This is a genomic window from Bacteroides sp. AF25-38AC (genome assembly GCF_003602995.1).
In the GTDB taxonomy this organism is placed as follows: domain Bacteria; phylum Bacteroidota; class Bacteroidia; order Bacteroidales; family Bacteroidaceae; genus Bacteroides; species Bacteroides uniformis.
Map to the genome: position 1 here is coordinate 57,797 of NZ_QTMD01000004.1, position 23,555 is coordinate 81,351.

The 23,555-nt window shown below is 48.5% G+C and carries 15 protein-coding genes and 1 tRNA gene; 6 read left to right on the forward strand and 10 right to left on the reverse strand.

Annotated elements, in window-relative coordinates; all coding sequences use genetic code 11:
- Window positions 1-127: 127 nt before the first annotated feature.
- From DWY55_RS03915 to ettA, 8 genes are all read right to left on the reverse strand, one after another.
- Window positions 128-1,375 carry a DUF1015 domain-containing protein gene (locus DWY55_RS03915; protein WP_117879011.1) on the reverse strand — a complete coding sequence of 416 codons (1,248 nt, stop codon included), beginning with the start codon at window positions 1,373-1,375 and terminating at the stop codon, window positions 128-130.
- 103 nt (window positions 1,376-1,478) lie between these two features.
- Entirely contained in the window at window positions 1,479-2,399 is a 921-nt protein-coding gene (locus DWY55_RS03920; protein WP_005828107.1) for an NAD(P)-dependent oxidoreductase, read from the reverse strand.
- 110 nt (window positions 2,400-2,509) lie between these two features.
- Complete coding sequence (gene serC, locus DWY55_RS03925) at window positions 2,510-3,577, reverse strand: 3-phosphoserine/phosphohydroxythreonine transaminase (protein WP_005828105.1); 1,068 nt, start codon at window positions 3,575-3,577, stop codon at window positions 2,510-2,512.
- A 274-nt stretch (window positions 3,578-3,851) separates the two neighbouring features.
- A complete protein-coding gene (locus tag DWY55_RS03930) occupies window positions 3,852-5,189 on the reverse strand; it encodes a DEAD/DEAH box helicase (protein WP_057256072.1) in 1,338 nt (445 codons plus the stop codon).
- A 147-nt stretch (window positions 5,190-5,336) separates the two neighbouring features.
- A complete protein-coding gene (locus tag DWY55_RS03935) occupies window positions 5,337-6,626 on the reverse strand; it encodes a DNA/RNA non-specific endonuclease (protein ID WP_005828102.1) in 1,290 nt (429 codons plus the stop codon).
- Window positions 6,627-6,723: 97 nt separating this feature from the next.
- Window positions 6,724-9,216 (reverse strand): choice-of-anchor J domain-containing protein, encoded by a 2,493-nt coding sequence (locus tag DWY55_RS03940; RefSeq protein ID WP_070101216.1) that lies wholly within the window; start codon window positions 9,214-9,216, stop codon window positions 6,724-6,726.
- Between the two features lie 12 nt (window positions 9,217-9,228).
- Window positions 9,229-11,976, reverse strand: a complete 2,748-nt coding sequence (locus DWY55_RS03945; RefSeq protein ID WP_005828100.1) for a TonB-dependent receptor — start codon at window positions 11,974-11,976, stop codon at window positions 9,229-9,231.
- A gap of 224 nt (window positions 11,977-12,200) precedes the next feature.
- Window positions 12,201-13,898, reverse strand: coding sequence for an energy-dependent translational throttle protein EttA (ettA, locus tag DWY55_RS03950; protein ID WP_005828098.1), 1,698 nt, complete (start codon window positions 13,896-13,898; stop codon window positions 12,201-12,203).
- 138 nt (window positions 13,899-14,036) lie between these two features.
- On the opposite strand from ettA, the gene DWY55_RS03955 reads away from it, so the two are divergent.
- Window positions 14,037-14,109 (forward strand) — tRNA-Lys (locus tag DWY55_RS03955).
- A gap of 343 nt (window positions 14,110-14,452) precedes the next feature.
- On the opposite strand, the gene DWY55_RS03960 is transcribed toward DWY55_RS03955, so the two are convergent.
- A complete protein-coding gene (locus DWY55_RS03960) occupies window positions 14,453-16,657 on the reverse strand; it encodes an alpha-galactosidase (RefSeq protein ID WP_117652481.1) in 2,205 nt (734 codons plus the stop codon).
- Between the two features lie 100 nt (window positions 16,658-16,757).
- Complete coding sequence (locus tag DWY55_RS03965; protein ID WP_034525612.1) at window positions 16,758-17,519, reverse strand: SDR family oxidoreductase; 762 nt, start codon at window positions 17,517-17,519, stop codon at window positions 16,758-16,760.
- Window positions 17,520-17,732: 213 nt separating this feature from the next.
- Here DWY55_RS03965 and potA point away from each other — a divergent pair, with 213 nt between their 5' ends.
- Genes potA through DWY55_RS03990 form a run of 5 tightly spaced genes read left to right on the forward strand, consistent with a single transcriptional unit; the run spans window position 17,733 to window position 23,460 of the window.
- Window positions 17,733-19,139, forward strand: a complete 1,407-nt coding sequence (gene potA / locus DWY55_RS03970) for a polyamine ABC transporter ATP-binding protein (RefSeq protein WP_005828085.1) — start codon at window positions 17,733-17,735, stop codon at window positions 19,137-19,139.
- Window positions 19,140-19,155: 16 nt separating this feature from the next.
- Window positions 19,156-19,929, forward strand: a complete 774-nt coding sequence (locus DWY55_RS03975) for an ABC transporter permease (RefSeq protein WP_005828083.1) — start codon at window positions 19,156-19,158, stop codon at window positions 19,927-19,929.
- Window positions 19,926-20,717 carry an ABC transporter permease gene (locus DWY55_RS03980; RefSeq protein ID WP_120178024.1) on the forward strand — a complete coding sequence of 264 codons (792 nt, stop codon included), beginning with the start codon at window positions 19,926-19,928 and terminating at the stop codon, window positions 20,715-20,717. The genes DWY55_RS03975 and DWY55_RS03980 overlap by 4 nt, the downstream gene beginning before the upstream one ends.
- Window positions 20,718-20,761: 44 nt before the next feature.
- Window positions 20,762-22,099, forward strand: coding sequence for an ABC transporter substrate-binding protein (locus DWY55_RS03985; RefSeq protein WP_171028991.1), 1,338 nt, complete (start codon window positions 20,762-20,764; stop codon window positions 22,097-22,099).
- 32 nt (window positions 22,100-22,131) lie between these two features.
- Window positions 22,132-23,460 carry an MATE family efflux transporter gene (locus DWY55_RS03990; protein ID WP_005828079.1) on the forward strand — a complete coding sequence of 443 codons (1,329 nt, stop codon included), beginning with the start codon at window positions 22,132-22,134 and terminating at the stop codon, window positions 23,458-23,460.
- Window positions 23,461-23,555: the final 95 nt, after the last annotated feature.

Here is a 23,555-nt window from a genome sequence, read left to right on the forward strand (position 1 = left end):
ATACTCTCAATTTTTCGGCAAAGGTCGGCATTTTCTACATAATAACCTTATTATTCTGTTTTAATCCGAAAAAAACGGGGATGTCTTTTAGTGGAAGACATCCCCGTTTCAGTTTATATCAATTCATTTAGTCCAGTTTATGAATCACCAACCCCGAACGCAACTTCGGCTCAAACCAAGTTGTCTTGGGAGGCATGATGTTGCCCGTATCGGCGATGTCCATCAGCTGCTTCATGGAAACGGGATAGAGGGCCAATGCCACTTTCATCTCACCGCTGTCCACCCGCTTCTTCAACTCTTCCAAACCACGGATGCCACCTACAAAGTCGATACGCTTGTCGGAACGGAGGTCTTTGATGCCAAGCACTTCATCCAGTATCAGATTGGAGGAGATGGTTACATCCAGTACACCAATGGGGTCGTTATCATTATAAGTACCCGGTTTGGCAGTAAGGCTGTACCACTTTCCGTCCAGATAGAGGGAGAAGTTATGCAGTCCGGACGGCTTATAGATGTCCTCACCTTTCTCCTCCACGATGAAATTCTTGCCCACAGCGGCCAGGAACTCTTCGGGAGTCATGCCGTTCAAGTCCTTCACCACCCGGTTATAGTCAATAATAGTCAACTGGTTGGCAGGGAAGCACACGGCCATGAAGTAATTGTACTCTTCGTCACCACGGTGATTGGGGTTTTGCTTGGCTTTCTCTGCACCCACCAAAGCGGCAGCGGCGCTGCGATGATGCCCATCGGCAATGTAGAGGGCGGGCATTTGGGCAAACTCTTGGGTAATGGCATCAATGTCCTCCTGCTTGTCTATAATCCAGAAGGTATGACCGAAACCATCACCCGGAGCGATAAAGTCGTATACCGGTTTCCCCGCTGTATAACGGGAAATGACGGCATCCAGTGCAGCGTTATCGGGATAGGCAAAGAATACGGGCTCAATGTTGGCATTGTTCACGCGGACATGCTTCATACGGTCCTCCTCTTTATCACGACGAGTCAACTCGTGCTTCTTGATAACGCCGTTCATATAATCGGGAACATAGGCACCGACAACAAGACCGTACTGTGTCTTGCCGTTCATGGTCTGGGCATAGACGTAATAGTTTTCTTTATCATCCTGCACCAGCCAGCCTTTCTCTTGGAACATACGAAAGTTCTCTGCAGCTTTCTGATAAACACGTTCGTCATGCTCATCCGTACCGACGGGAAAATCTATTTCCGGCTTGATAATATGATATAGGGATTTTTCATTACCTTCCGCTTCTATGCGGGCTTCCTCTGAATTGAGTACATCATACGGGCGGGAAGCTACTTGTTCTACTAAGTCTTGGGGAGGACGGACTCCTTTGAAAGGTTTAATGATTGCCATGGTAATTAGATGTTTTAATGGAATACTTAGGCGCAGATTACACGGAACTGTACGGAAAATAAAAACTCCGTGAAATCCGCGTAATCCGCGCCTACTAAAAATATTACTTGTTTACGCGGAACTTCTCGCAACCGTCTTTCAGGAAGCCTACAATCTGCTTGGCAGCGGCAATACCTGCGTTGATATTGGCTTCGGCAGTCTGGGCCCCCATCTTTTTCGGTGTAGAGAAATAACGTCCGGCAAACTTGGCTGCAAATGTTTCATTGGCAGCAGGCATAATGTCGGTCATGTATTTCAAGTCGGTACGCTCTTCCATCAGCTGAATCAACTCGGCTTCATTGATGACTTCCTTACGGGCTGTGTTCACCAGCAGTCCGCCTTTCGGCATCTTGTTCACCAATGCATAATTGATGGAATTCTTCGTTTCGGCAGTTGCAGGAATATGCAGGGAAACGACGTCGCAAGTAGAGTAAAGCTCTTCAGCAGAACCCACAGCCTTCACTCCATCCTTCTCGATTACTTCTTTCGGGCAGAAAGCGTCGAACGCATAAATCTCCATACCGAAGCCTTTGGCAATACGGGCTACGTTGCGGCCTACGTTACCATAAGCATGGATACCCAGCTTCTTACCCATCAGTTCCGTACCGGAAGTACCGTTATACATATTACGGACAGCCATCACCATCAAGCCGAAAGCCAACTCGGCCACAGCATTGGAGTTCTGCCCCGGAGTATTCATTACACATACATTGTGGGCAGTAGCTGCTTCCAAGTCCACATTGTCATAACCAGCACCGGCACGCACCACAATCTTCAGTTCCTTGGCGGCATCCAGCACTTCAGCATCAATGATGTCACTGCGGATAATGATAGCGTTGGCATCTTTCACAGCCTCCAGCAGCTTGGCTTTTTCACCATATTTTTCCAGCAGCACGAGTTCGTAACCTGCTGCTTCTATTTCTTTACGGATACCGTCTACTGCCACTTTGGCAAACGGTTTGTCTGTTGCAACTAATACTTTCATAATTTCATGATATTAAAAAGACTCACCACAGATGACACAGATTATCACAGAGTTTAATCATAAAAACAATCTGTGCAAATCTGCGTAATCTGTGGTGAAAAACAATATTATTAATGAAGTTTCTCAAATTCCTGCATGCAGTCAATCAGAGCCTGCACACTTTCCTTCGGCATGGCATTGTAGCAGGATGCACGGAATCCACCTACAGAACGGTGTCCCTTGATACCTACCATACCTCTTTCGGTAGCGAACTTCAAGAAGTCAGCTTCCAATTCCTTGTATTCGGGAGCCATCACAAAGCAGATGTTCATGCGCGAACGGTCTTCTTTGGCAGCCGTACCCACAAACATTTTGTTACGGTCAATTTCAGCATACAGCATATCGGCCTTTTCGATGGCACGGCGTTCCATTTCCTTCACGCCGCCCTCTGCCTTAATCCAACGCAATGTCTGCAGGGCTGCATAGATAGGGACAACGGGAGGAGTATTGAACATGGAACCGCTATCCACATGCGTCTGATAGTTCAACATGGTCGGAATATAGCGAGATACCTTACCCAGCGCGTCATTCTTCACGATGACGAATGTAACACCGGAAGGAGCCAGATTCTTCTGCGCACCACCATAGATACAGATATATTTGGACACGTCGATAGGACGGGAGAAAATATCAGAAGACATATCGGCCACCATCGGAACGTTTACGTCCAAATCCTCTTTCAGTTCCGTACCGTAGATTGTATTGTTGGTAGTGATGTGGAAATAGTCTGCATCAGCAGGCACTGTATAGTCCTTCGGAATATAAGTATAAGTAGATTCAGCGGAAGAAGCGACTTCAACTACTTCACCGAATGCCTTAGCTTCTTTCATGGCTTTTTTGGCCCATACACCCGTATTCAGGTAAGCAGCTTTCTTTTCAAGGAAGTTGAAGGGTACCATGCAGAATTCCAAACTGGCACCACCGCCCAAGAACAGTACCGAATATCCTTCGGGGATATTGAGCAATTCTTTGAATAATGCCACAGCTTCGTCCACAACGGGTTGGAAGTCTTTGGCACGGTGGCTGATTTCCATCAGTGAGAGGCCTGAGCCATTGAAATCAAGAATAGCCTGTGCCGTATTCTCAATCACCTCACGAGGAAGGATAGAAGGTCCTGCATTGAAATTATGCTTTTTCATTTGAAGTTTGTTTTGGTTATACAATTTCGTTCATTAATGTCTTTCGACTTTGCGAAATTACGGAAATATTTCTTCAAAACAAACCTTTCCTGATGAAATTCTATTTTTAAGCCGCATTTAGCTTACTTTTTAATGGTTTATACAAGATATATGCACCATTTTGTTATCTTTACTTATCAAGGATAATACTTTTAGAGAAACTAAAAGCAAGGCGGTTTCATTACTTCATATTCAAAAGAATAAGCGCAAATAAAATGAATATTTATAAGATAAATCACTTTGCTTCCTCGATAACAGTTTTCATTCCCTTGATTTTTTCACCGCGTACCAGCGTCAACAATTGTTTCATTTTACTGCGGCGCACGGCTACAAAGGCATAGTGTTCCTTTACATCCACCTGCCCGACATCTTCACGCGCCATTCCTCCTTTTTTATACAAGAAGCCGACAATATCTATCTTGTTCAACTTATCCTTTTTCCCTTTACCTATATATAAGGTAGCCCATCGGGGCTTGGCCGGTTTGGGAAGCGTCTCCGGAAACTCGTACGTTTCGATGTCTTCAGAAATGTACTCGGGTACCCGCTCCTCGACATGCAGAACAAGATATGCATTTCCCGATGCCTCCCAGCGGGCAGTACGTCCATTACGGTGTGTATAGGCTTCCTCGTTTACGGGAGGATGGTAATGCACCACATTCTCAATACCCGGAATATCCAGTCCGCGGGCGGCAAGGTCTGTAGATATCAGTACGGCGCAACTGCCATTGCGGAACTTGTAAAGCGCACGTTCGCGGTCGGGCTGCTCCATACCGCCATGGAACATGTCGCAAGGGAACTTCCTGGCTTGCAGGTACCCGGCAACACGCTCCACGCTTTCACGATAATTGCAGAATACCAAAGTGGAATGATAGCCGAGGGTACAAAGCAGGTTATAGAGGGTTTCCAGTTTGTCCTTCTCCGGAGAAACGACCTTATGCAGCCGCAGACGCGGAGCAAGGGCTTCCGGAGCAAGAAAATCAAGCTTCATGAGCCGGGAGCCGGAAGACGGGGAATCACCTCCTACTCCGGCAAATTGCGGTATTTCCTCTGCATCGGTGGCCGAGAGAAGCACACGCTTTTTCAGTGAGGGAAGCTGCCCGATAACCTCTGCCATCTCGTCATGGAAACCGAACTCAAGACACTTGTCGAATTCATCTATCACCAGAGTGACGACAGTGGCGGCATTGAAATTCTCTTTCCTCAAATGGTCGCTCATACGTCCCGGAGTACCGATAATGACGGCGGGATGAATGCCTTTCATTGTCCGGTGTTCTTCCATAGCAGGGCGTCCGCCATAGCAGCTCATAGCCTTGAAAGGAGTTCCCATAGACTTGAACACAGTTTCTATCTGCAAAGCCAATTCGCGTGAAGGTACTAGTACAAGAGCCTGCACACCTTGTATATCCGCTTTCAAGGTCTGTACCAGCGGAAGGAGAAAAGCCAGTGTCTTACCCGAACCGGTAGGCGAAAGAAGCACTAAATCTTGGGCTGATTGATAGGCTTCCTTAGCAGCCTCCTGCATCGGAGTAAGTTCTTGTATCTTCAAATTATGAAGTATATCCGAAAGTTCCATGAATATCTCTTTTTTTAATCAATATGCAAAGATACGGATAAGAAGTCAGTTTCCATCAAAACGAAAACAGCTTTTAAGAAAGCTACCTAAATCATGACATGCCCGTCATACTAAAAGGGGAGACTCTCCTTATAGTTTCTGAAGCTTTTACCAAGCCCAATCGTCAGCACTATAAGTAGCTTCTACAGTCTTCTCTATCTCATTAGGCAGGTTACAGAAGAAGTCGATACCAGTTTCGTACTCCAAATTTTTAATAGAAACGGCATAAACCATAAATTCATCTTTTCCAGGTTTTTCTGGCAATAATTCAGAATGAGGGACTAAAAAAGCGATAGTATGATAAACCCCTGCCTTCTCGCTCAACAGAGCCATGTAATAATAGCTGGGGCAAATGAGTCCGCCAAGTGTCAGCCCGTCGGCATTGGTGGTGGGATAAAGCCCGTCATTGGCTTTCTTCACACCTGTGAAATTGGTAAGCAAACGGTCAGTAGTACCACCTTTCACGACATAAAGTTTGTCGTATGTGCCATTGATGGTGGAACGTCCCCAAGTCTGCACCTGCTTCTCAAGAGCCGCCCAATACTTTTGATTGAAACTCCCTATCTGTGGCGAGATATTACTGTAGTAGAAGGTCTGCTTATTGGCACTTTTACTGTACACACGGTCTTCGCTGGCACAAAGATGCCCCTTGTCGTACCCATCGCTCTTATGCATGGATTCAGTCACCTCCACGCTGTTGTCAATATTGGGGTCGTCTTGATTCCACTCGTTGGCACGCTTCACGTTGTCTTGCGCAGTAATCGGGTCGAAACTGAATGCCACCCAAGCCGAATGCTTCTTGGAAGCGATGTATTCCAAAGAGAAATTGAGTACCTGCCCGGCACCTTCCTCATCAGACACGCCTGCATAGTATTCAATATATTGATTGGTTGCATTGAGAGCTGGGATTTCAAGATTGTCTGCTTTATTGTTATCAGCAATATTGGCATTTTTCACATCTATATCCTCAGAAGCCACATACTCTATGCCCACTTCATTACCGTGAATATAGGCCACGCGGAGCTTGCCCATCTGATAATGATTGTAGCGGTTGAAACGCACCCAATAGCACGTAGAGGGTTTCACCTCAACGCTTTCGCTGAAAGCATCGGCAGACGGAACAACAGTAAGCCCTTCCAGCGACTCACTATTAACAGGAGCAAATGCGTAATTACGCCCGGTAAAAGCTTTGGACTGGATATAGAAAGGGGTGCCGATAGCCTTGGGCTTATACACGTTGAAACCATTGTCGCTCGACTCATAGCCCTTCATCACGTAAGTATCCGAACCCTGCTCGGTAGGTATTATCTCGGGAATGAGCGAAGCCTCTGAAGAATCATCACATCCAGCCAGCCAAATTCCGACCAGCAAAAGAAATAAGTAAGACAGTTTTTTCATCTATGTTTCTAAATTTGATTTTACGATACTAAGAATGCAAATGTGGTAATGGACAGTAAAGTCCATTACCACATTGTCTATTGCACAACCTCAGGAATTATTCCTTCACCACAAAGTTACTCATGTAGAATGTAGGAGCAAATCCAGGGTCAGTATTACTTGCATAACGGAATGCCACATATACTTTCTTGCCCACATAGTCGGCCATGGAAGTACGCATTTCGATCTCTTTAGAGCTTGTAGGCCACTCGAACGACAACGGATCACTCCAAGCCGCTCCTTGCAATGCTGCAATCTTCTCTTCATCAGTAGCAGTAGAAGCCGCAGGGATATAATTTTCGGACACATGTACAGACACTGCGTTCTCAATTTTGCCTCCATACAAATAGTCTGCCGAAGCAGTGAATACCATCTGTGGGGCAATAGCTTCGGTAAGATCTACCTCACCGGTTACAAGCCATGCCTCCGTATCGCGGTTACGCTGATAATAACCGCTTGCCTTGATACGGGTATAACCTGCACCTGCACTCCATACATAATTCATGCCATCAAGCTTCACATTCACAATCTGGGCATCGTTATGAAGTTCACCAGCAAAGTCATTGCTATAATACTCTTTTGCTTCCATCCATTTGCCGTCAGTCTTCAGGAATGCCATTTCAGCAGTTTCCGTTTCGGTATTCTTCTTCACCCATGCAGTGCCATCGAAGCCATATTCATCGGCCATCACATCATACTCCTTATTTCCGAAATAAACTACTGCCTTGACATCCCCGCTCTGTGCGTAAGGGAATGCATTCTTCAGATAAACGGGCAATACGGCATCAGCATCGCTCAAATAGTCCGAACCGGTAGAAACATAATCGGCAGGTTGCATCACACGGATACCGATACTTGCGCTTTCTTCGTAGGCAGTCCAAGCCGAACCGTCATACTGGTAGAGAGCAGAAGCATTTGGCTTCACGTCTGATGCACGGGTAACGGCACGAGCAGGCATTTCAGCTTCTGATTCAGGAATCTCCTTATAAATATCCACACCCTCATAATACCCTGATACGGTACTTGTAAGTGACATATTCTTAAACTCTACAGTAGGCGCACACTCTGTAGTACTCTTATAACGGAAAGCAATGGCTATCTTCTTGCCCTCGTAAGCACTCAGGTCAATATCACCGGAATTTACATAATTCCAATTCTTGCCTTCCGGCCATTGAGGTACATTCAGAGTCTTCCATTCAGCAGTAGCCACATCATCCACATAATCTTCCGAAGCCAGCAATTCAATAAAATCAGCACGATTGTTACCATTCAAGAAATTAATGGCAATATCTACCTTAAGAAGAGGAGCCTTCGCTTTTGCTAAATCTATAATAGGAGAAACCACCCATGCTTCCGATTCAAAATCGCTATCTCCTACATGAGCACTACCCTTCCAACCATATTTACCATCCACCTTCCATACATTAGTTAACGTGCCGGTAAGTTTCACATTTTGAGTAGTGAAACCGCCCTCGTTTCCATTGAACGACTCATTCATATAAATGCCCAACGTAGCATTCGGATAAGAACCGTATGAATAAGAGTTTCCTTTTTCATAGAAATTCAGCTTGATGATTTTGTCCTTTTCCACATTTTTTACATCAAATGCCTTACGGTCATAGTTGTAAGCAAAGCTCCAATCCCCACCCTCGGGTATGGAAGTACCGATGTTGAAACTGTTAAACGTACCACTCTGATAGATGAACTTGCCATCCGGACGTTGCATAGTGAAACCTTTTTCCGTAGGAGTAAGTGTCATGATATGATTGGACACATCGCTGGTGATGAAACCATCCGCAATCTCTACCGGTTCACCCTCCATATAACCATACGTCTTATCCGGGTCTTTGAACTGACCGAAAGGAATCCAAGTATTGTCCTTCGTCGGAGCCACAATGACATAATTACCTCCTTCGGCATCAATAGAAGTTACTTTCTGGTATACCATTTTCACTGCACCGCCGCCTGTACTGGGCTCGGTCTCCGACCAAGCGTAATTCACTTGGCACACATCTCCCGTCTTCGGGTTCTTGATACCTTCCTTCAACAAAGCAGGAAGCTTCTTCAACGTAGAAGGGGTGAGATATTTCACTACCATGCTTTCCCCCCATACTGTAGCGTAATTGTCAGAAGTAAGATCGAAAGTCTGAGCTTCGTTTATCTTCGAGAGATATTCAGGTTGCTCCTTGCCGATATTGTACTGCACCAGCACCTTGGAACCATCTGACAGATATGCGTAGAGCGAATCGACAAATGCAGGCAGATAATCTTCAGGAGCTACCATATCAGTAAACATCTTGGTTTTACCCAGCTGGTTCAATGCCGTAAGATAAGTCTGCCCCTCGGGATCCTTGGCGAGAGCTATCCCTTGGTTCTTCGGCATAGAAGCTATTTTGCCATAATGGGCATCAGCCAATACGAGGGTATCGGTACTGACATCCGTGATGGTTTCTTTTTCATCAAATCCGGGGAAATTATCCTCGTTATAATCGCAGGCCCCAAGTGCAAACAGCGAAGCCAATGCGGTTCCTAATAATATATGTTTTTTCATAAATATGTTCGCTTAGAAATTCAACTTCAATCTTACAGTATAAGTACGTCCCCAACCATAGATAACACGTGTGGCCGTCTCCCAGTCATGGTTACTTCCATCGCGTGCATCGGCTATGTACTCTTGGTTGAACAAGTTGTTCACATTGCCGCTCAGTGTAGCACGAATCTTACCGAAGTCAAAGGTATATCCTGCACTTACATCAAATGTGCTCCATGAAGGAATCTCCCAAGGTTTTTCCACCACGTAAGCCTCTTTTTGAGTGGCTTGGCTCGCATCAATGTCATAATCGGCATAATTGCGTGCAAAGAAGTTCCAGTCTGCATTAAGACGCAAGCCTTTCATTGGGCGGAATGTCACTCCCAAAGCAGCTGTAGTCTGAGCAGAACCGCCCACCTGTACATTATCCATTTCAATGGTATACTTGTACTGATCTACATTACTCATATCTGTCACCACTTCACCACGGCTATTCGCCATAATCTGGCCTTCAGTATTCATCATGAAGCCTTTCGCTGTCCCATTCCAGCGCCAGTCTCCCCAAGAGAACATACCGTTAACTTCCATCCAGCGGAAAGGCTTGGCAATAAAGTCAAGCTCTATACCCATGTGGTTAGCCTGCGCACCGGTCATGTTCATTGTCCAACGCTGGGAAGCCCCGTTTACGTCTTCATAGGATCCGGTATCATATAAAGCCTTGTCTTTCCACATAGTATAATAGGCGTTTACATTGGCTGAAAAATACTGGCTACGATATCCATAACCTAATTCGAAAGAGTAAACTTTCTCATTCTTAGCATCGGGATTACGCTCATGTGAACTCTGAGAATTGATGAAGGTATTATCAAAAATAGGAGCACGGCTGATAAATCCGGTATTGAAGAATACGTTATTGTAATCATCAAGGTTGTAATTCAAACCAGCTTTCACATTGCCTCCCAAATAATGCTTCTTCGAAGACAGCTGTTTGTCACCACTATAATAAAAACGGTCTTTACGCCAATAACTGGTATTTGTAAGACCACCTGAAACAAATGCACTCACTTTATCTTTATTATACTCCAATTGGGCAAAACCACCTTCGTACATCACAAAACCGTCGTAGTCACGACGAATCACATCTCCTACTCCCAACTTCTGGTTTACCCAGGAGGTGACTCCACCATTCACACTATTCTCAGCCAATACACTCTTACGGTTATAAGAGTCTACATAATACTGCCCTCCAAAAAGATCGGTAATGACATTCTTGTGCAAACCTTTATAATAGCGGAAGTCAATACCACCATAGAAATCAAAGTAATCACCAAACTTAGTGGTATAAGTAGAAATCAATCCTGTCCAGAAATGGTCGTTCGAGGCTTTGTTCATAATCATCAGCGAACCTTTATAACCGGGCATTCCACTCACATTCACCGGATTAGTATAGTTATCTGCATTAAGCTTATCCACAGCATCATAATCAAAAGTACCATCAGGACAACGGAACTGAGTGTTCACCGTACCATCACTGGCCGTACCGTACCAAGAGCTGGTGTACCCCGTTACCCCCGTACCACTATAGCCCGCACCAGTACCGATAGACATATAAGCTGCTGTACTGAGGCTTGACTTATGGTTGATTTGCCACAAATGATTAAGAGACATCTGGGGCTTATGGTATTCGTTACGTGAAGAGTTCATCACTTGTCCATTGCGATAACCGAAAGTAGAGTTGTAACGATAGGGACTTTCCTCACCCATCCATTGTTTTACACGCTGATACTCCTTGATATTCAAACCATTTGCCATATTACGCTGATTATGCCACTGAGGTGCTCCAAAAGCTGTAAATGAAAGTTGATGGTTGTCATTGATACGTTTTGCAATACTCATGAACCAAGTGTAGGCCTCGGATTCCGTACCTTGAATATAACCGTCGCGTTTATCTCTGGCACCCAATAAAGTAAAGGCCCAACCATCTTTTGTCAGACCGGAAGAGACACTGAACATCACTTTACTGTAGCCGTCATTACCCATGCCGTAAGAGATGAAGCCGCCTTTCTTGGCATCAGTAGTCTTGGTTATAATGTTTTGTGAGCCACCTACTGAAGGAGTTGACACCTTGCTGGCACCAAGTCCACGTTGTACCTGAATACTGCTGGCCACATCAATCAAACCACCCCAGTTACTCATGTATACTTTCTGGTTTTCCATTCCGTTCATGGGTACACCGTTAATCATCATAGCCACATATTCTGACTTAAAACCACGAATCTTTATGTTGGAATCACCAAAGCCACCTCCCTCATTAGAAGCATAAACACCCGGAGTAGATTTCAAGATTTGCGGTAACTCCTGAGAACCTATCTTATCTTCAATAAATACGGGGTCGACAGTAGATACTGCAACCGGAGTCTTGCGTGCCACAGCAATAGACGATGTAATCACTACGTCCTTCAGCATCACAGCATCCGGTTCCATTGGGATAGCACCCAAATCCACAGAAGCGCCCTTCTGCGTAATCTTCTTCTTCTGGTCTTTATAACCCACGTACTTGAATAGTAATGTCGCATTCGAAGCAACGCTTTGCTTGAAATAGCCATCAATGTCGGTCACCGATCCTTGTGTAGTACCTTCCACCATGACGGCGGCACCCACTAACGGTTCACCTGTTTCTGAATCAACAAGCTGACCTCTCACTGTAGTCTGAGCAAATGCAGCGGCACTAAATACCGACAACACTGCAACCAACAGGAATTGAATTAGATGTTTTCTCATAATTCTGTTTTTTGTTAATAGATAGTGTTAATTAAACATTAATTTATGTTTTAAGTCGCAAATATAACTAATAAAAACGAGATTAATGTTATATTTATGTTACATTTTTTGAAGGTAGAAAGGCTTTTTTGAGATATTTTTAAACAAAAAAAGCCCTGCATTCTACAGCAGGGCTTTCGTATTGTCAACAAGTAAAAGAATATACTTTCAAATTCGCACCGAAATCAATCATTCATGAGCTTTCTATAACGTACACGGGTGGGTTCTTCTTTCCCAAGACGTTTCTGTTTATTTTCCTCATATTCTGAATAAGAACCTTCAAAGAAGAACACATTGGAGTCTCCTTCGAAAGCGAGGATATGCGTACAGATACGGTCAAGGAACCAACGGTCGTGACTGATGACCACAGCACATCCGGCAAAGTCCTCCAAACCTTCTTCGAGGGCACGGAGCGTATTCACGTCGATGTCATTGGTGGGCTCGTCCAGCAACAGCACATTACCTTCCTCCTTCAGGCAGAGCGCCAGATGCAAGCGGTTGCGTTCACCACCGGAAAGCACCCCACAGAGCTTTTCCTGGTCGGCACCGGAGAAGTTAAAACGGGACAGATAGGCGCGTGCATTAATGTCGCGCCCTCCCATGCGAATCAGATCGTTTCCGCCGGAAATGACCTGATATACGCTCTTGTTGGGGTCGATATCCTTGTGCTGCTGGTCCACGTAGGCAACCTTTACGGTCTCCCCCACCTCGAATTCGCCTTTGTCTGCCTTTTCCAGTCCCATGATAAGACGGAAAAGCGTAGTCTTACCGGCACCGTTAGGGCCGATGATACCCACGATACCGTTGGGTGGAAGCATGAAGTTGAGGTCATCGAACAACAGTTTGTCACCGAACGCCTTTGCCACATGCTTGGCTTCAATCACCTTATTACCCAGACGGGGACCGTTCGGGATAAAGATTTCCAGCTTCTCTTCCTTCTCCTTCACATCCTCGTTCAGCAATTTGTCGTAGGAGTTCAGACGCGCCTTTCCCTTTGCCTGACGGGCCTTGGGAGCCATGCGCACCCACTCCAGCTCGCGTTCCAGCGTCTTGCGGCGCTTGCTGGCGGTCTTTTCCTCTTGCTCCATGCGCTTGGTCTTCTGTTCCAGCCAACTGGAGTAGTTACCTTTCCAGGGAATACCTTCGCCACGGTCCAGCTCAAGAATCCAGCCGGCAACGTGGTCGAGGAAGTAACGGTCGTGCGTTACGGCAATCACCGTACCCTCGTACTGCTGCAAGTGTTGTTCCAGCCAGTCGATGGATTCGGCATCAAGGTGGTTGGTGGGCTCGTCAAGAAGAAGCACGTCGGGCTTCTGCAACAATAGGCGGCAAAGGGCCACACGGCGGCGCTCACCACCGGAAAGATGTTCTACGGACTGGTCTTCGGGCGGACAACGGAGGGCGTCCATGGCGCGTTCCAGCTTGCTGTCAAGGTTCCAGGCATCGGTCGCGTCAATGATGTCCTGCAACTCGGCCTGGCGGGAGAAGAGCTTGTCCATCTTGTCCTGGTCCTCATAATATTCGGGCAAGCCAAACTTCTGATTGATTTCCTCGTATTCTGCCAGCGCGTCCACAATGGGCTGCACGCCTTCCATTACAATTTCCTTTACGGTCTTGGTGGGGTCGAGGTACGGTTCCTGGGCCAGATACCCCACAGAATATCCCGGCGAGAACACCACTTCGCCCTGATAGGACTTATCCAATCCGGCGATAATCTTCAGCAGGGTCGATTTACCCGAACCGTTCAGACCGATGATACCGATTTTTGCCCCGTAGAAGAACGAGAGGTAAATGTTCTTCAGTACCTGCTTGTTGTTCTGCTGAATGGTTTTATTCAGCCCAACCATAGAAAAGATAATCTTTTTATCGTCTACTGTTGCCATGTATTTAATGATTAATGTTCAGTGATAATGATTAATATCAAGGATTGATGGGGACAAAGATAAGAAAAAAGATGATATTATTTTGCAAATTTCAAAAAAGTATCTATCTTTGCACCCGCTTAACAGCAATGAAGGATTGAATCGCTAGCTCAGCAGGTAGAGCACAACACTTTTAATGTTGGGGTCTTGGGTTCGAGCCCCAAGCGGTTCACATAGAAACAAAGCCAGAAGGCGACAAAAAGAAAAAAGTCCTACAATATCAATGTATTGTGGGACTTTTTTTATGTTTCCATCTTACCTGAAAGTCCCAAAAGGGTACGAAAAGAAAAGTTGGACATCCAAACAGTGGTACAATTGGTACAGTGGGTACAGCGCCTCTTCTGCTTCACACACATGCGCTTATGTACATTACTTCATAACGCGTACATTATTTATATACATGCGTGTGTGAGATAGAAGAGACGCTGTACCCACTGTACCAACTGTACCCATAAACCTCACCTTTACGCCGCTCAAGTTCACCTTTACACGGCCCAACCTCACCTTTGCTTATGTCACTTCACCTCTTCCAGATAAAGCACACGGCTCGAATAGTCGTTCTGCTTGTGATAGTCCACCTTATGGTTGTAGGGAATCTCCAGCCCGTTTGCCATGAGGTAGGCACCACTGAAACTCTTTCCTTCGTAGTTCAAGGGAACATTATCTATACGGTTCAGTTCATGCACCCGGTATTGCTTGTCGGCACAGAGCCCTGCCATCTTCACACGCGGCAGGTGCTGGTTACAGAAATGTTCCGTCTTCCACCAATAGAAGACTGCCTTGTCCTTCTCCGGAGCCACGTACATCAGAGAAGCCACACCTTGCTTGTCATAAGGAGAGAGCAGGCGGTAAATGTCTCCCAACTGTACTACGGGACGAATGGTCTTGTACTCGGCAATGGCATTCTTGCAAAGAGCCTTTTCTTCTTCCGTCATATTTTTGGGCTGGATTTCCATACCCAAACGACCACTCATGGCAACGTCTATCCGATATTTCAGAGGGATGGTGCGGAACGTCTGATGATTGGGGGCAGCACTGATATGCGATGCCATAGCGATGGCGGGGAAGAAATAGGAAGTTCCCCACTGCATATAGACACGTTGCAGGGCATCGGTATTGTCGCTTACCCAGAACTCGTCGAAGTAAGGCAGCACTCCGTAGTTGGCACGACCGCCGCCACTGGCACATGCCTGGATGGTAAGGTCGGGATATTTGGCACGGATGCGCTGGCAGATTTTCTCGAAGCCGCGGTGGAATTCGATGTACATGTGGCTCTGATTATCCTTCGTCAGATATTGCGAACCGTGGTTCTGGACAGACATATTGGCGTCCCACTTGATGTAATCTATTTCAGGATAAGAGGTCATCAGGTTGTCTACCACACCGAAAACGAAGTCCTGCACGGCAGGATTGGCAAGGTCAAGCACTACCTGCGTGCCGCCGCGTCCCAACACAACGTCACGTTCGGAAGCTTTAAGTACCCAGTCGGGATGCTTCTCGTAGAGTTCGCTGGTAGTGTTCGCCATCTCCGGCTCAATCCAGATGCCAAACTTGACGCCATGTTTCTTGGCATCACTCAGCAAGCCTTCAATGCCGTTCGGAAGCTTGTTCTTGTCCACCACCCAGTCGCCGAGTGATGAGCTGTCGTTCTTACGGGGATACTTGTCGCCAAACCAGCCATCGTCCATCACGAACAACTCGCCACCCATGGAGACAATGTCCGCCATCATTTGGTCCATACCTTGCTGGTTGATGTCAAAGTACACGCCTTCCCAACTATTCAAAAGAATCTTGCGGGGGGTAGTGCCGTGCGCCAGTTTGTGCAGGCGTGCCCAGCGATGGAAGTTACGGCTGCCGCCACTCAAGCCTTCATTACTATAAGTCAGGGCAAGTTCGGGAGTGCGGAAAAGCTCGTCCTTCTTCAAGGAATAAGTAGAGTTCTCTTCGTTGATTCCGGCAAAGAAATGGTGGTATTCATCATCGTGCGTCTCAATGCGGAGCTTGTAGTTGCCGCTGTAACAGAGGGCTGCACCAATCACGTTGCCCGTGTTCTCCTGCGGACGACCGTCGAGGGAGAACATCACTTCGGCATGGTCAGTATGGGAATTGCGCACACCGTCCTTATTCTTGATAACCTTCATGCCCGGAGTGAGAGGTTCCTGCGTCAAGACCCCTTCATTGGCCCAGGAACCGGAGAGATGGGACAGCCATACATCGCCACGGCGGATGGGCAGATAGCCGGAAGCAAACTGATTGAGCACCACCGACTTCTTCTCCTGATGGGAGATTTCAGTCCAGGATTCTATCACGTCGGCATCCTGCCAGGCACGGTAACAGACGTTGACGAAGAAGGGATACACCTTATCCTTCAGTGCCACGACAGTCGTCACGACATTCCCTTCCTTTTCGGTAGTCACGTTCAATACTTCGAGCTGGAGGGTCATGTTACCGTCGGCATGCTTCACAGCGAGGGCCGTCTCCACGGGAGCATTCAATCCATATTCGGGATAGGCTGCATGGTTCGCTTCTGCCGCAGAGATATTCTGCAAGTCGGCTTCAGAAAGTCTGTTACCATAATACAAGTGTCTCAGTGTACCGCCTTCAGGAGCCGAAAGCACCAAAGAGGTTTTCGGAGTGGATACACATACGTTTTGAGCCAACAAACTGCCGGTCAGCAGCAGTACTCCAAAGAGGAAATTTGTTCGTTTCTTGAAATTCATGCTTTTCTTGTTTAGATTCTATATTCATTTAGCTGTGCGCAAATGTAGGCGTTTCCCCGAAGATAAAATAGTATCATTTTATCATATCCTTATACAAATTCTATTTCCGGCTGACAATTGTCCCCGTGGCTTGGTTGGCAGGCATCACCAGCACTTCCGCAATCTGGATATGCTCGGGGACGGCAGCGGCGAAATAGACCACTTCGGCTATATCGTCGCCGGTCAGCGGGCGTATACCTTTATATACATTATCGGCCGCCTCCCGGTTACCACGGAAACGGACGACGGAGAAATTGGTTTCCACCAACCCCGGCTTGATATTCGTTACGCGTATCGGGGTATCCACCAGGTCGATGCGGAGTCCGTCGGAAAGGGCCTTGACGGCAGCCTTGCAGGCACAGTACACACTGCCTCCCGGATAAGCGTAATCTCCGGCAATGGACCCCATATTGATAACGTGACCACGGCCTCGCTCCACCATACCGGGAACCACGAGGCGGGTCATGGCAAGCAAGGCTTTCACGTTAGTGTCGATGACAATGTCCCATTCATCCAGGTTACCTTCATGTTCCTTGTCCACCCCAATGACGAGTCCGGCATTGTTCACCAGTATGTCTACCGCCTTCCATTCCTCCGGAAGGGATTCGAGGGCGGCATGGGCAGCCTGCCGGTCGCGGACATCGAAAGGAAGCAGATACACATCGGCTCCATATTTCTCCAACAATTCTTTCTTTACAGCATTCAGTTTCTCCACATTACGGCCATTGAGTATAAGCCGGTAACCGTTCATGGCAAATTTACGCGCGCAGCCTTCCCCTATTCCCGAGGAGGCTCCGGTGATGAGTACAATCTTCTTTTCCATCATGTTATTAAGTTTTAATATCAATACTGCCAACAAAGGTATTACTTATTATTTTAACTTCATAGGAATAATGAATTTTAGAGTAAGGCGAAAAATCCCGATAAATTATGTAACTTTGCACCCGCTTTTTGAAAGCCCGAGAAACTGTTTTGATTTTATTTCAGCTTTCTTCTGAGATTTGTTTAATTCGTTTGGATAAAGTAAAAGACGCTTATGCAAAAGTCCGATTGCATCATCGGTGTGGAGCACGTATCGAAATTTTTCGGAGATAAGGCCGTGCTGAATGATGTGAATTTGTCTGTCCGTAAGGGCGAGTTTGTAACAATACTGGGACCGTCCGGCTGCGGAAAGACAACTCTGTTGCGCCTCATTGCAGGCTTTCAGACAGCCTCGGAAGGAGTGATAACCATTGCCGGAAAGGACATCACACAGACACCGCCGCACAAGCGTCCGGTAAACACCGTGTTCCAGAAGTACGCCCTCTTCCCCCACCTCAACGTGTTCAACAACATTGCCTTCGGGCTGAAGCTGAAGAAGCTGCCCGGTGCCACCATCGAGAAGAAGGTAAAGCAAGCCCTGCGCATGGTGGGCATGACGGACTATGAGGACCGCGACGTAGACTCCCTCTCCGGCGGGCAGCAACAGCGCGTAGCCATTGCCCGAGCCATCGTCAACGAACCCGAAGTGCTGCTACTGGACGAACCCCTTGCCGCCCTGGACCTAAAAATGCGCAAGGACATGCAGATGGAGCTAAAGGAGATGCACCAGAAGCTGGGCATCACCTTCGTATATGTGACCCACGACCAGGAAGAGGCACTGACCTTGAGCGATACCATCGTCGTGATGAGCGAAGGACGCATCCAGCAAATAGGCGTGCCGACGGACATCTACAACGAACCCATCAACTCCTTCGTAGCAGACTTCATTGGTGAAAGCAACATCTTGAACGGAGTTATGATAAAGGATAAAGCCGTCACCTTCTGCGGACACGAATTTGAATGCGTGGACACGGGATTTGGCGAGCAGATGCAGGTAGACGTAGTGATTCGCCCCGAAGACATCTACATCTTCGATGTATCCGACGCCGCACAGCTGACGGGGACCGTAACCAGCTGCATCTTTAAAGGCGTACACTACGAAATGCTGGTGCAGACGCGCGAAGGCTACGAGCTGATGGTGCAGGACTACCATGCCTTCGAGGCAGGACGCGAAGTCGGCCTGCTGGTGAAACCCTTCGACATCCACGTGATGAAGAAGGAACGCACCTGCAACACCTTCGAGGGAAAGCTGGTGGACGAGACGCACGTAGACTTCCTGGGCTGTAACTTCGAGTGCCTCCCCGTGCAGGGCATCGAGCCGGGCAGCGCCGTGCAAGTGGAAGTAGACTTCCAGCACGTCATCCTCGAAGACAACGAAGAGGACGGCCGTCTGACGGGTGAAGTGAAATTCATCCTCTACAAAGGGAACCATTACCACCTGACCGTGTTTACGGACTGGGACGAAGACATCTTTGTCGACACCAACGACGTGTGGGACGACGGCGACCGCGTAGGTATCACCATCGCCCCTCAAAATATACGGATTGTTCAATCTCTTAATAAGGAAGGAAGTGCTCAATAAGTTATCCCATTTCTTCATGCGCCGGCGCAACTGGACGGTACCCTACGCGCTGTTTCTGCTTGTATTTGTCATAGTACCGCTGCTGCTCATCGTGCTCTATGCCTTTACGGACGACGGAGGGGCGTTTACGTTGGCCAACTTCCGCAAGTTCATGATGCACCCCGAAGCGATGAACACGTTTGTCTACTCCATCGGAATAGCCGTTATCACCACGCTGGTCTGCCTGCTGCTGGGCTATCCGGCAGCGTATATCCTGAGCCAGAAGCAATTCAACACCTCACGCACCATGGTGGTGCTGTTCATCCTCCCCATGTGGGTGAATATCTTGATACGTACGCTTGCCACAGTGGCGCTGTTCGACTTCCTGAACCTGCCGCTGGGCGAAGGTGCCCTTGTGTTCGGTATGGTCTACAACTTCCTGCCGTTCATGATATACCCCATTTACAACACTCTTCAGAAGATGGACCACAATCTGATTGAGGCTGCGCAGGACTTGGGAGCCTCTCCTACCCGCGTATTCGGCAAGGTGATTCTGCCGCTCTCCATGCCGGGAGTGATGAGCGGCATAGTGATGGTGTTTATGCCTACGGTTTCTACCTTTGCCATTGCCGAGTTGCTAACAATGAACAACATCAAACTGTTCGGCACCACGGTGCAAGAGAATATTTACAACGGAATGTGGAACTACGGTGCCGCCCTCTCGCTCATCATGCTGCTGCTGATAGGCATCACCATCCTCTTTACCAACGAGGAGGACGGGGCATCGAATGAAAGCGGAGGTGTGATATGATGACACGAATCTTAACCCGCGGCTACTTGTGGCTGCTGCTGGCGTTGCTCTACTCGCCCATCTTAATTATTATGATATTCTCCTTCACGGAGGCAAAGGTGCTGGGCAACTGGACGGGATTCTCCACCAAGCTGTACAGCTCCTTGTTTACGGGCGGGATGCACCACTCGCTGATAAATGCCATCTGGAACACATTCGCCATTGCCCTGCTTGCCGCCACCGCCAGTACGGCGCTGGGCAGCATTGCAGCCATCGGCATCTTCAATCTGCGCTCGCACACACGGCAGGTAATGAACTTCGCCAATGCCATCCCGATGATGAATGCAGACATTATCACCGGTGTGTCGCTGTTCCTGCTGTTCGTCAGCTTCGGCATATCGCAAGGATTCACCACAGTGGTACTGGCACACATCACTTTCTGCACGCCCTACGTGGTGCTCAGCGTAATGCCCCGGCTCAAAAAGATGAACCAGAATGTCTACGAGGCGGCACTCGACCTGGGCGCCACACCGTTCCAAGCACTGCGCAAGGTTATTCTTCCGGAGATATTTCCGGGTATGATAAGCGGATTCATCCTTGCTTTCACGCTCTCCATCGACGACTTTGCCGTGACCATCTTCACCATCGGCAACCAGGGGCTGGAAACGCTCTCCACCTACATCTACGCCGATGCGCGCAAAGGTGGACTGACGCCGGAACTGCGGCCACTCTCCACCATCATCTTCGTGACGGTGCTGGTGCTGCTGATTGTAATCAACAAGCGGGCCGAACGGACGAAAAACGATTGATGTGAGTGATGAGTTATAAGTTATCAATTGTCAAGAACAAGATGATGAAAAGGATAATAAACATACTGATTCTACTGTGCTGTATCGCATCCCTCTCTTCTTGTGGAAACTCCACAGAAGAGCGCAGCCGTGTACTGAAGATATACAACTGGGCGGACTACATCGATGAAGATGTGCTTGCCGAATTTCCCGACTGGTACAAGCAGCAGACGGGCGAAGACCTCCGTATCATCTACCAGGTGTTCGATATCAACGAAATCATGCTCACCAAAATTGAGCGCGGGCACGAGGACTTCGACGTCGTATGCCCCTCGGAGTACATCATCGAACGCATGCTTCGCAAAGACCTCCTGCTACCCATCGATCGCAACTTCGGCCACACGCCGGACTACATCCCCAACGTGTCGCCCTACATTCGCCACGAGCTGAACAAGACCTCGCAACCGGAACGCCAGACCGAGGACTATGCCGTGCCCTACATGTGGGGCACCGCTGGTATCCTCTTCAACAAAAAGTTTATTACCGCCGAAGAGGCCGGCACATGGGACATCCTCTGGGACTCCAAAAACCGCGGCAAAATACTGATGAAGGACAGCTACCGCGATGCCTACGGTACCGCCATCATCTACGCCCACGCCCGGGAGCTGGCCGACAGCACCGTCACCGTAGAGCAACTGATGAACGACAACTCCCCGCAGGCCATCGCCCTGGCCGAGCAACGCCTCAAGGAGATGAAACCCAACATCGCCGGCTGGGAAGCCGACTTCGGCAAGGAAATGATGACCAAGAACAAGGCGTGGATTAACTTCACCTGGAGCGGCGACGCCGTCTGGGCCATCGAGGAGGCCGATGCCGTGGGTGTGGAACTGGACTACACCGTCCCCTGCGAAGGCAGCAACATCTGGTACGACGGCTGGGTAATCCCCCGCTACGCCCGCAACGTGAAGGCGGCAAGCTATTTCATCAACTACCTCTGCCAGCCTTCCGTGGCACTGCGCAACATGGATGCCATCGGCTACGTCAGCGCCGTAGCCACACCGGAAATCATGGAGGCCAAGACCGATACCACGCTCGACGTGCACTCCGACCTCAGCTACTTCTTCGGCCCCCTGCCCGGAGCCGACAGCCTGCAGATAGACCCGGTACAATATCCTGACCGCCGAGTAGTGGAACGCTGCGCCATGATACGCGACTTCGGCGACCGCACGGAACTAGTGCTCGAGATGTGGAGCCGCGTGAAAGGTGACAATCTCAACACAGGCATCGTGCTGCTCATCTTCGCCGTTTTCGGTCTGCTCTTCATCTGGCTGGTATATGCCAAGATACGAAAGTACAAGCAGAAACGCCGCCACCGTCTCCGCAGAAAGCGGAAAAGGGGATGAGCAACACATTGTTTACCTAAAAACCCGTCAACGTGCAAGGAACAAAGAATCTGACACAAGGCCCCATCAACCGCCAGCTTTTCACGCTGGCAATGCCCATCATGGCCACCTCGTTCATCCAGATGGCCTACAGCCTGACGGACATGGCATGGGTAGGGCGTCTGGGCAGTGAGTCCATGGCTGCAGTAGGTGCGGTAGGCATACTGACGTGGATGTCCGGCTCCATCGCCTTGCTCAATAAAGTGGGCGCCGAAGTCAGCGTAGGCCAGTCCATCGGTGCACGCAGCGAAGAGGACGCACGCAGCTTTGCCTCGCACAACATTACGATTGCCCTGCTCATCTCCGTCTGCTGGGGAGGCCTGCTCTTTCTTTTCGCCCGCCCCATCCTGAACATCTTCGAGCTGAAACAGCATATCACGGACGCCGCCGTGACTTATCTGCGCATCGTGTCGACGGGACTGCCTTTCATCTTTCTCTCCGCTGCCTTTACGGGCATCTACAACGCGGCAGGACGAAGCAAGATTCCGTTCTACATCAGCGGGACGGGACTGATAATGAACATCGTCCTCGACCCTCTGTTCATCTTCGGCTTCGGTTGGGGAACAGTGGGCGCGGCACTTGCCACATGGCTTTCCGAAGCTACAGTATTCGGCATCTTCGTCTACAAACTCCGGGGGAAAAGCGCCGTGCTCGGAGGTTTCTCCTTTATCGTTCCGCTGAAAAAGAAGTACACCCGGCGCATCTTCAAGCTCGGGCTGCCCGTGGCTACGCTGAACACGCTATTTGCCTTCGTCAATATGTTCCTCTCGCGCACCGCCTCGGAGCAGGGAGGACACATCGGACTGATGGCATTCACCACCGGTGGACAAATCGAGGCCATCACCTGGAATACTTCGCAAGGATTCTCCACGGGGCTGAGCACGTTCATCGCCCAGAACTATGCCGCGGGGCAGAAGTCGCGCGTGAAGCAAGCATGGCGCACCACCATGTGGATGACGGGCGTATTCGGAAGCCTCTGCTCACTACTGTTCATCTTCTTCGGCAGCGAGGTGTTCTCTATCTTCGTACCCGAGGCCGAAGCCTACCGTGTGGGTGGAGATTTCCTCCGCATCGACGGCTATTCGCAAATGTTCATGATGATGGAAATTACCATGCAGGGCGTGTTCTACGGACTGGGACGGACAGTGCCGCCTGCCATTGTCAGCATCGGATGCAATTACATGCGTATTCCGGTGGCGTTATTGCTGGTGCACATGGGTATGGGAGTGGATGCCATCTGGTGGGCAGTAAGTGGAACGACCGTTGCCAAAGGTCTTATACTGACAGCCTGGTTCGTCCTCATCAAAAGGAAAATTCTCTAAAAAAGGACAGAACTGGCGAACTTTAGAAAGAAGAATATGGTTATTATATACATAAATTTGCAACATTAAAGATAAAGTCAACTTTTAAAGAAAAA

Coding starts and splice junctions, on each gene's coding strand:
- DWY55_RS03945 (WP_005828100.1), bottom strand. CDS start 11,976: ATGAGAAAACATCTAATTCAATTCCTGTTGGTTGCAGTGTTGTCGGTA.
- DWY55_RS03915 (WP_117879011.1), bottom strand. CDS start 1,375: ATGGCAATCATTAAACCTTTCAAAGGAGTCCGTCCTCCCCAAGACTTA.
- DWY55_RS03920 (WP_005828107.1), bottom strand. CDS start 2,399: ATGAAAGTATTAGTTGCAACAGACAAACCGTTTGCCAAAGTGGCAGTA.
- DWY55_RS03975 (WP_005828083.1), top strand. CDS start 19,156: ATGCGCCGGCGCAACTGGACGGTACCCTACGCGCTGTTTCTGCTTGTA.
- DWY55_RS03960 (WP_117652481.1), bottom strand. CDS start 16,657: ATGAATTTCAAGAAACGAACAAATTTCCTCTTTGGAGTACTGCTGCTG.
- ettA (WP_005828098.1), bottom strand. CDS start 13,898: ATGGCAACAGTAGACGATAAAAAGATTATCTTTTCTATGGTTGGGCTG.
- potA (WP_005828085.1), top strand. CDS start 17,733: ATGCAAAAGTCCGATTGCATCATCGGTGTGGAGCACGTATCGAAATTT.
- DWY55_RS03965 (WP_034525612.1), bottom strand. CDS start 17,519: ATGGAAAAGAAGATTGTACTCATCACCGGAGCCTCCTCGGGAATAGGG.
- DWY55_RS03980 (WP_120178024.1), top strand. CDS start 19,926: ATGATGACACGAATCTTAACCCGCGGCTACTTGTGGCTGCTGCTGGCG.
- serC (WP_005828105.1), bottom strand. CDS start 3,577: ATGAAAAAGCATAATTTCAATGCAGGACCTTCTATCCTTCCTCGTGAG.
- DWY55_RS03940 (WP_070101216.1), bottom strand. CDS start 9,216: ATGAAAAAACATATATTATTAGGAACCGCATTGGCTTCGCTGTTTGCA.
- DWY55_RS03935 (WP_005828102.1), bottom strand. CDS start 6,626: ATGAAAAAACTGTCTTACTTATTTCTTTTGCTGGTCGGAATTTGGCTG.
- DWY55_RS03985 (WP_171028991.1), top strand. CDS start 20,762: ATGAAAAGGATAATAAACATACTGATTCTACTGTGCTGTATCGCATCC.
- DWY55_RS03930 (WP_057256072.1), bottom strand. CDS start 5,189: ATGGAACTTTCGGATATACTTCATAATTTGAAGATACAAGAACTTACT.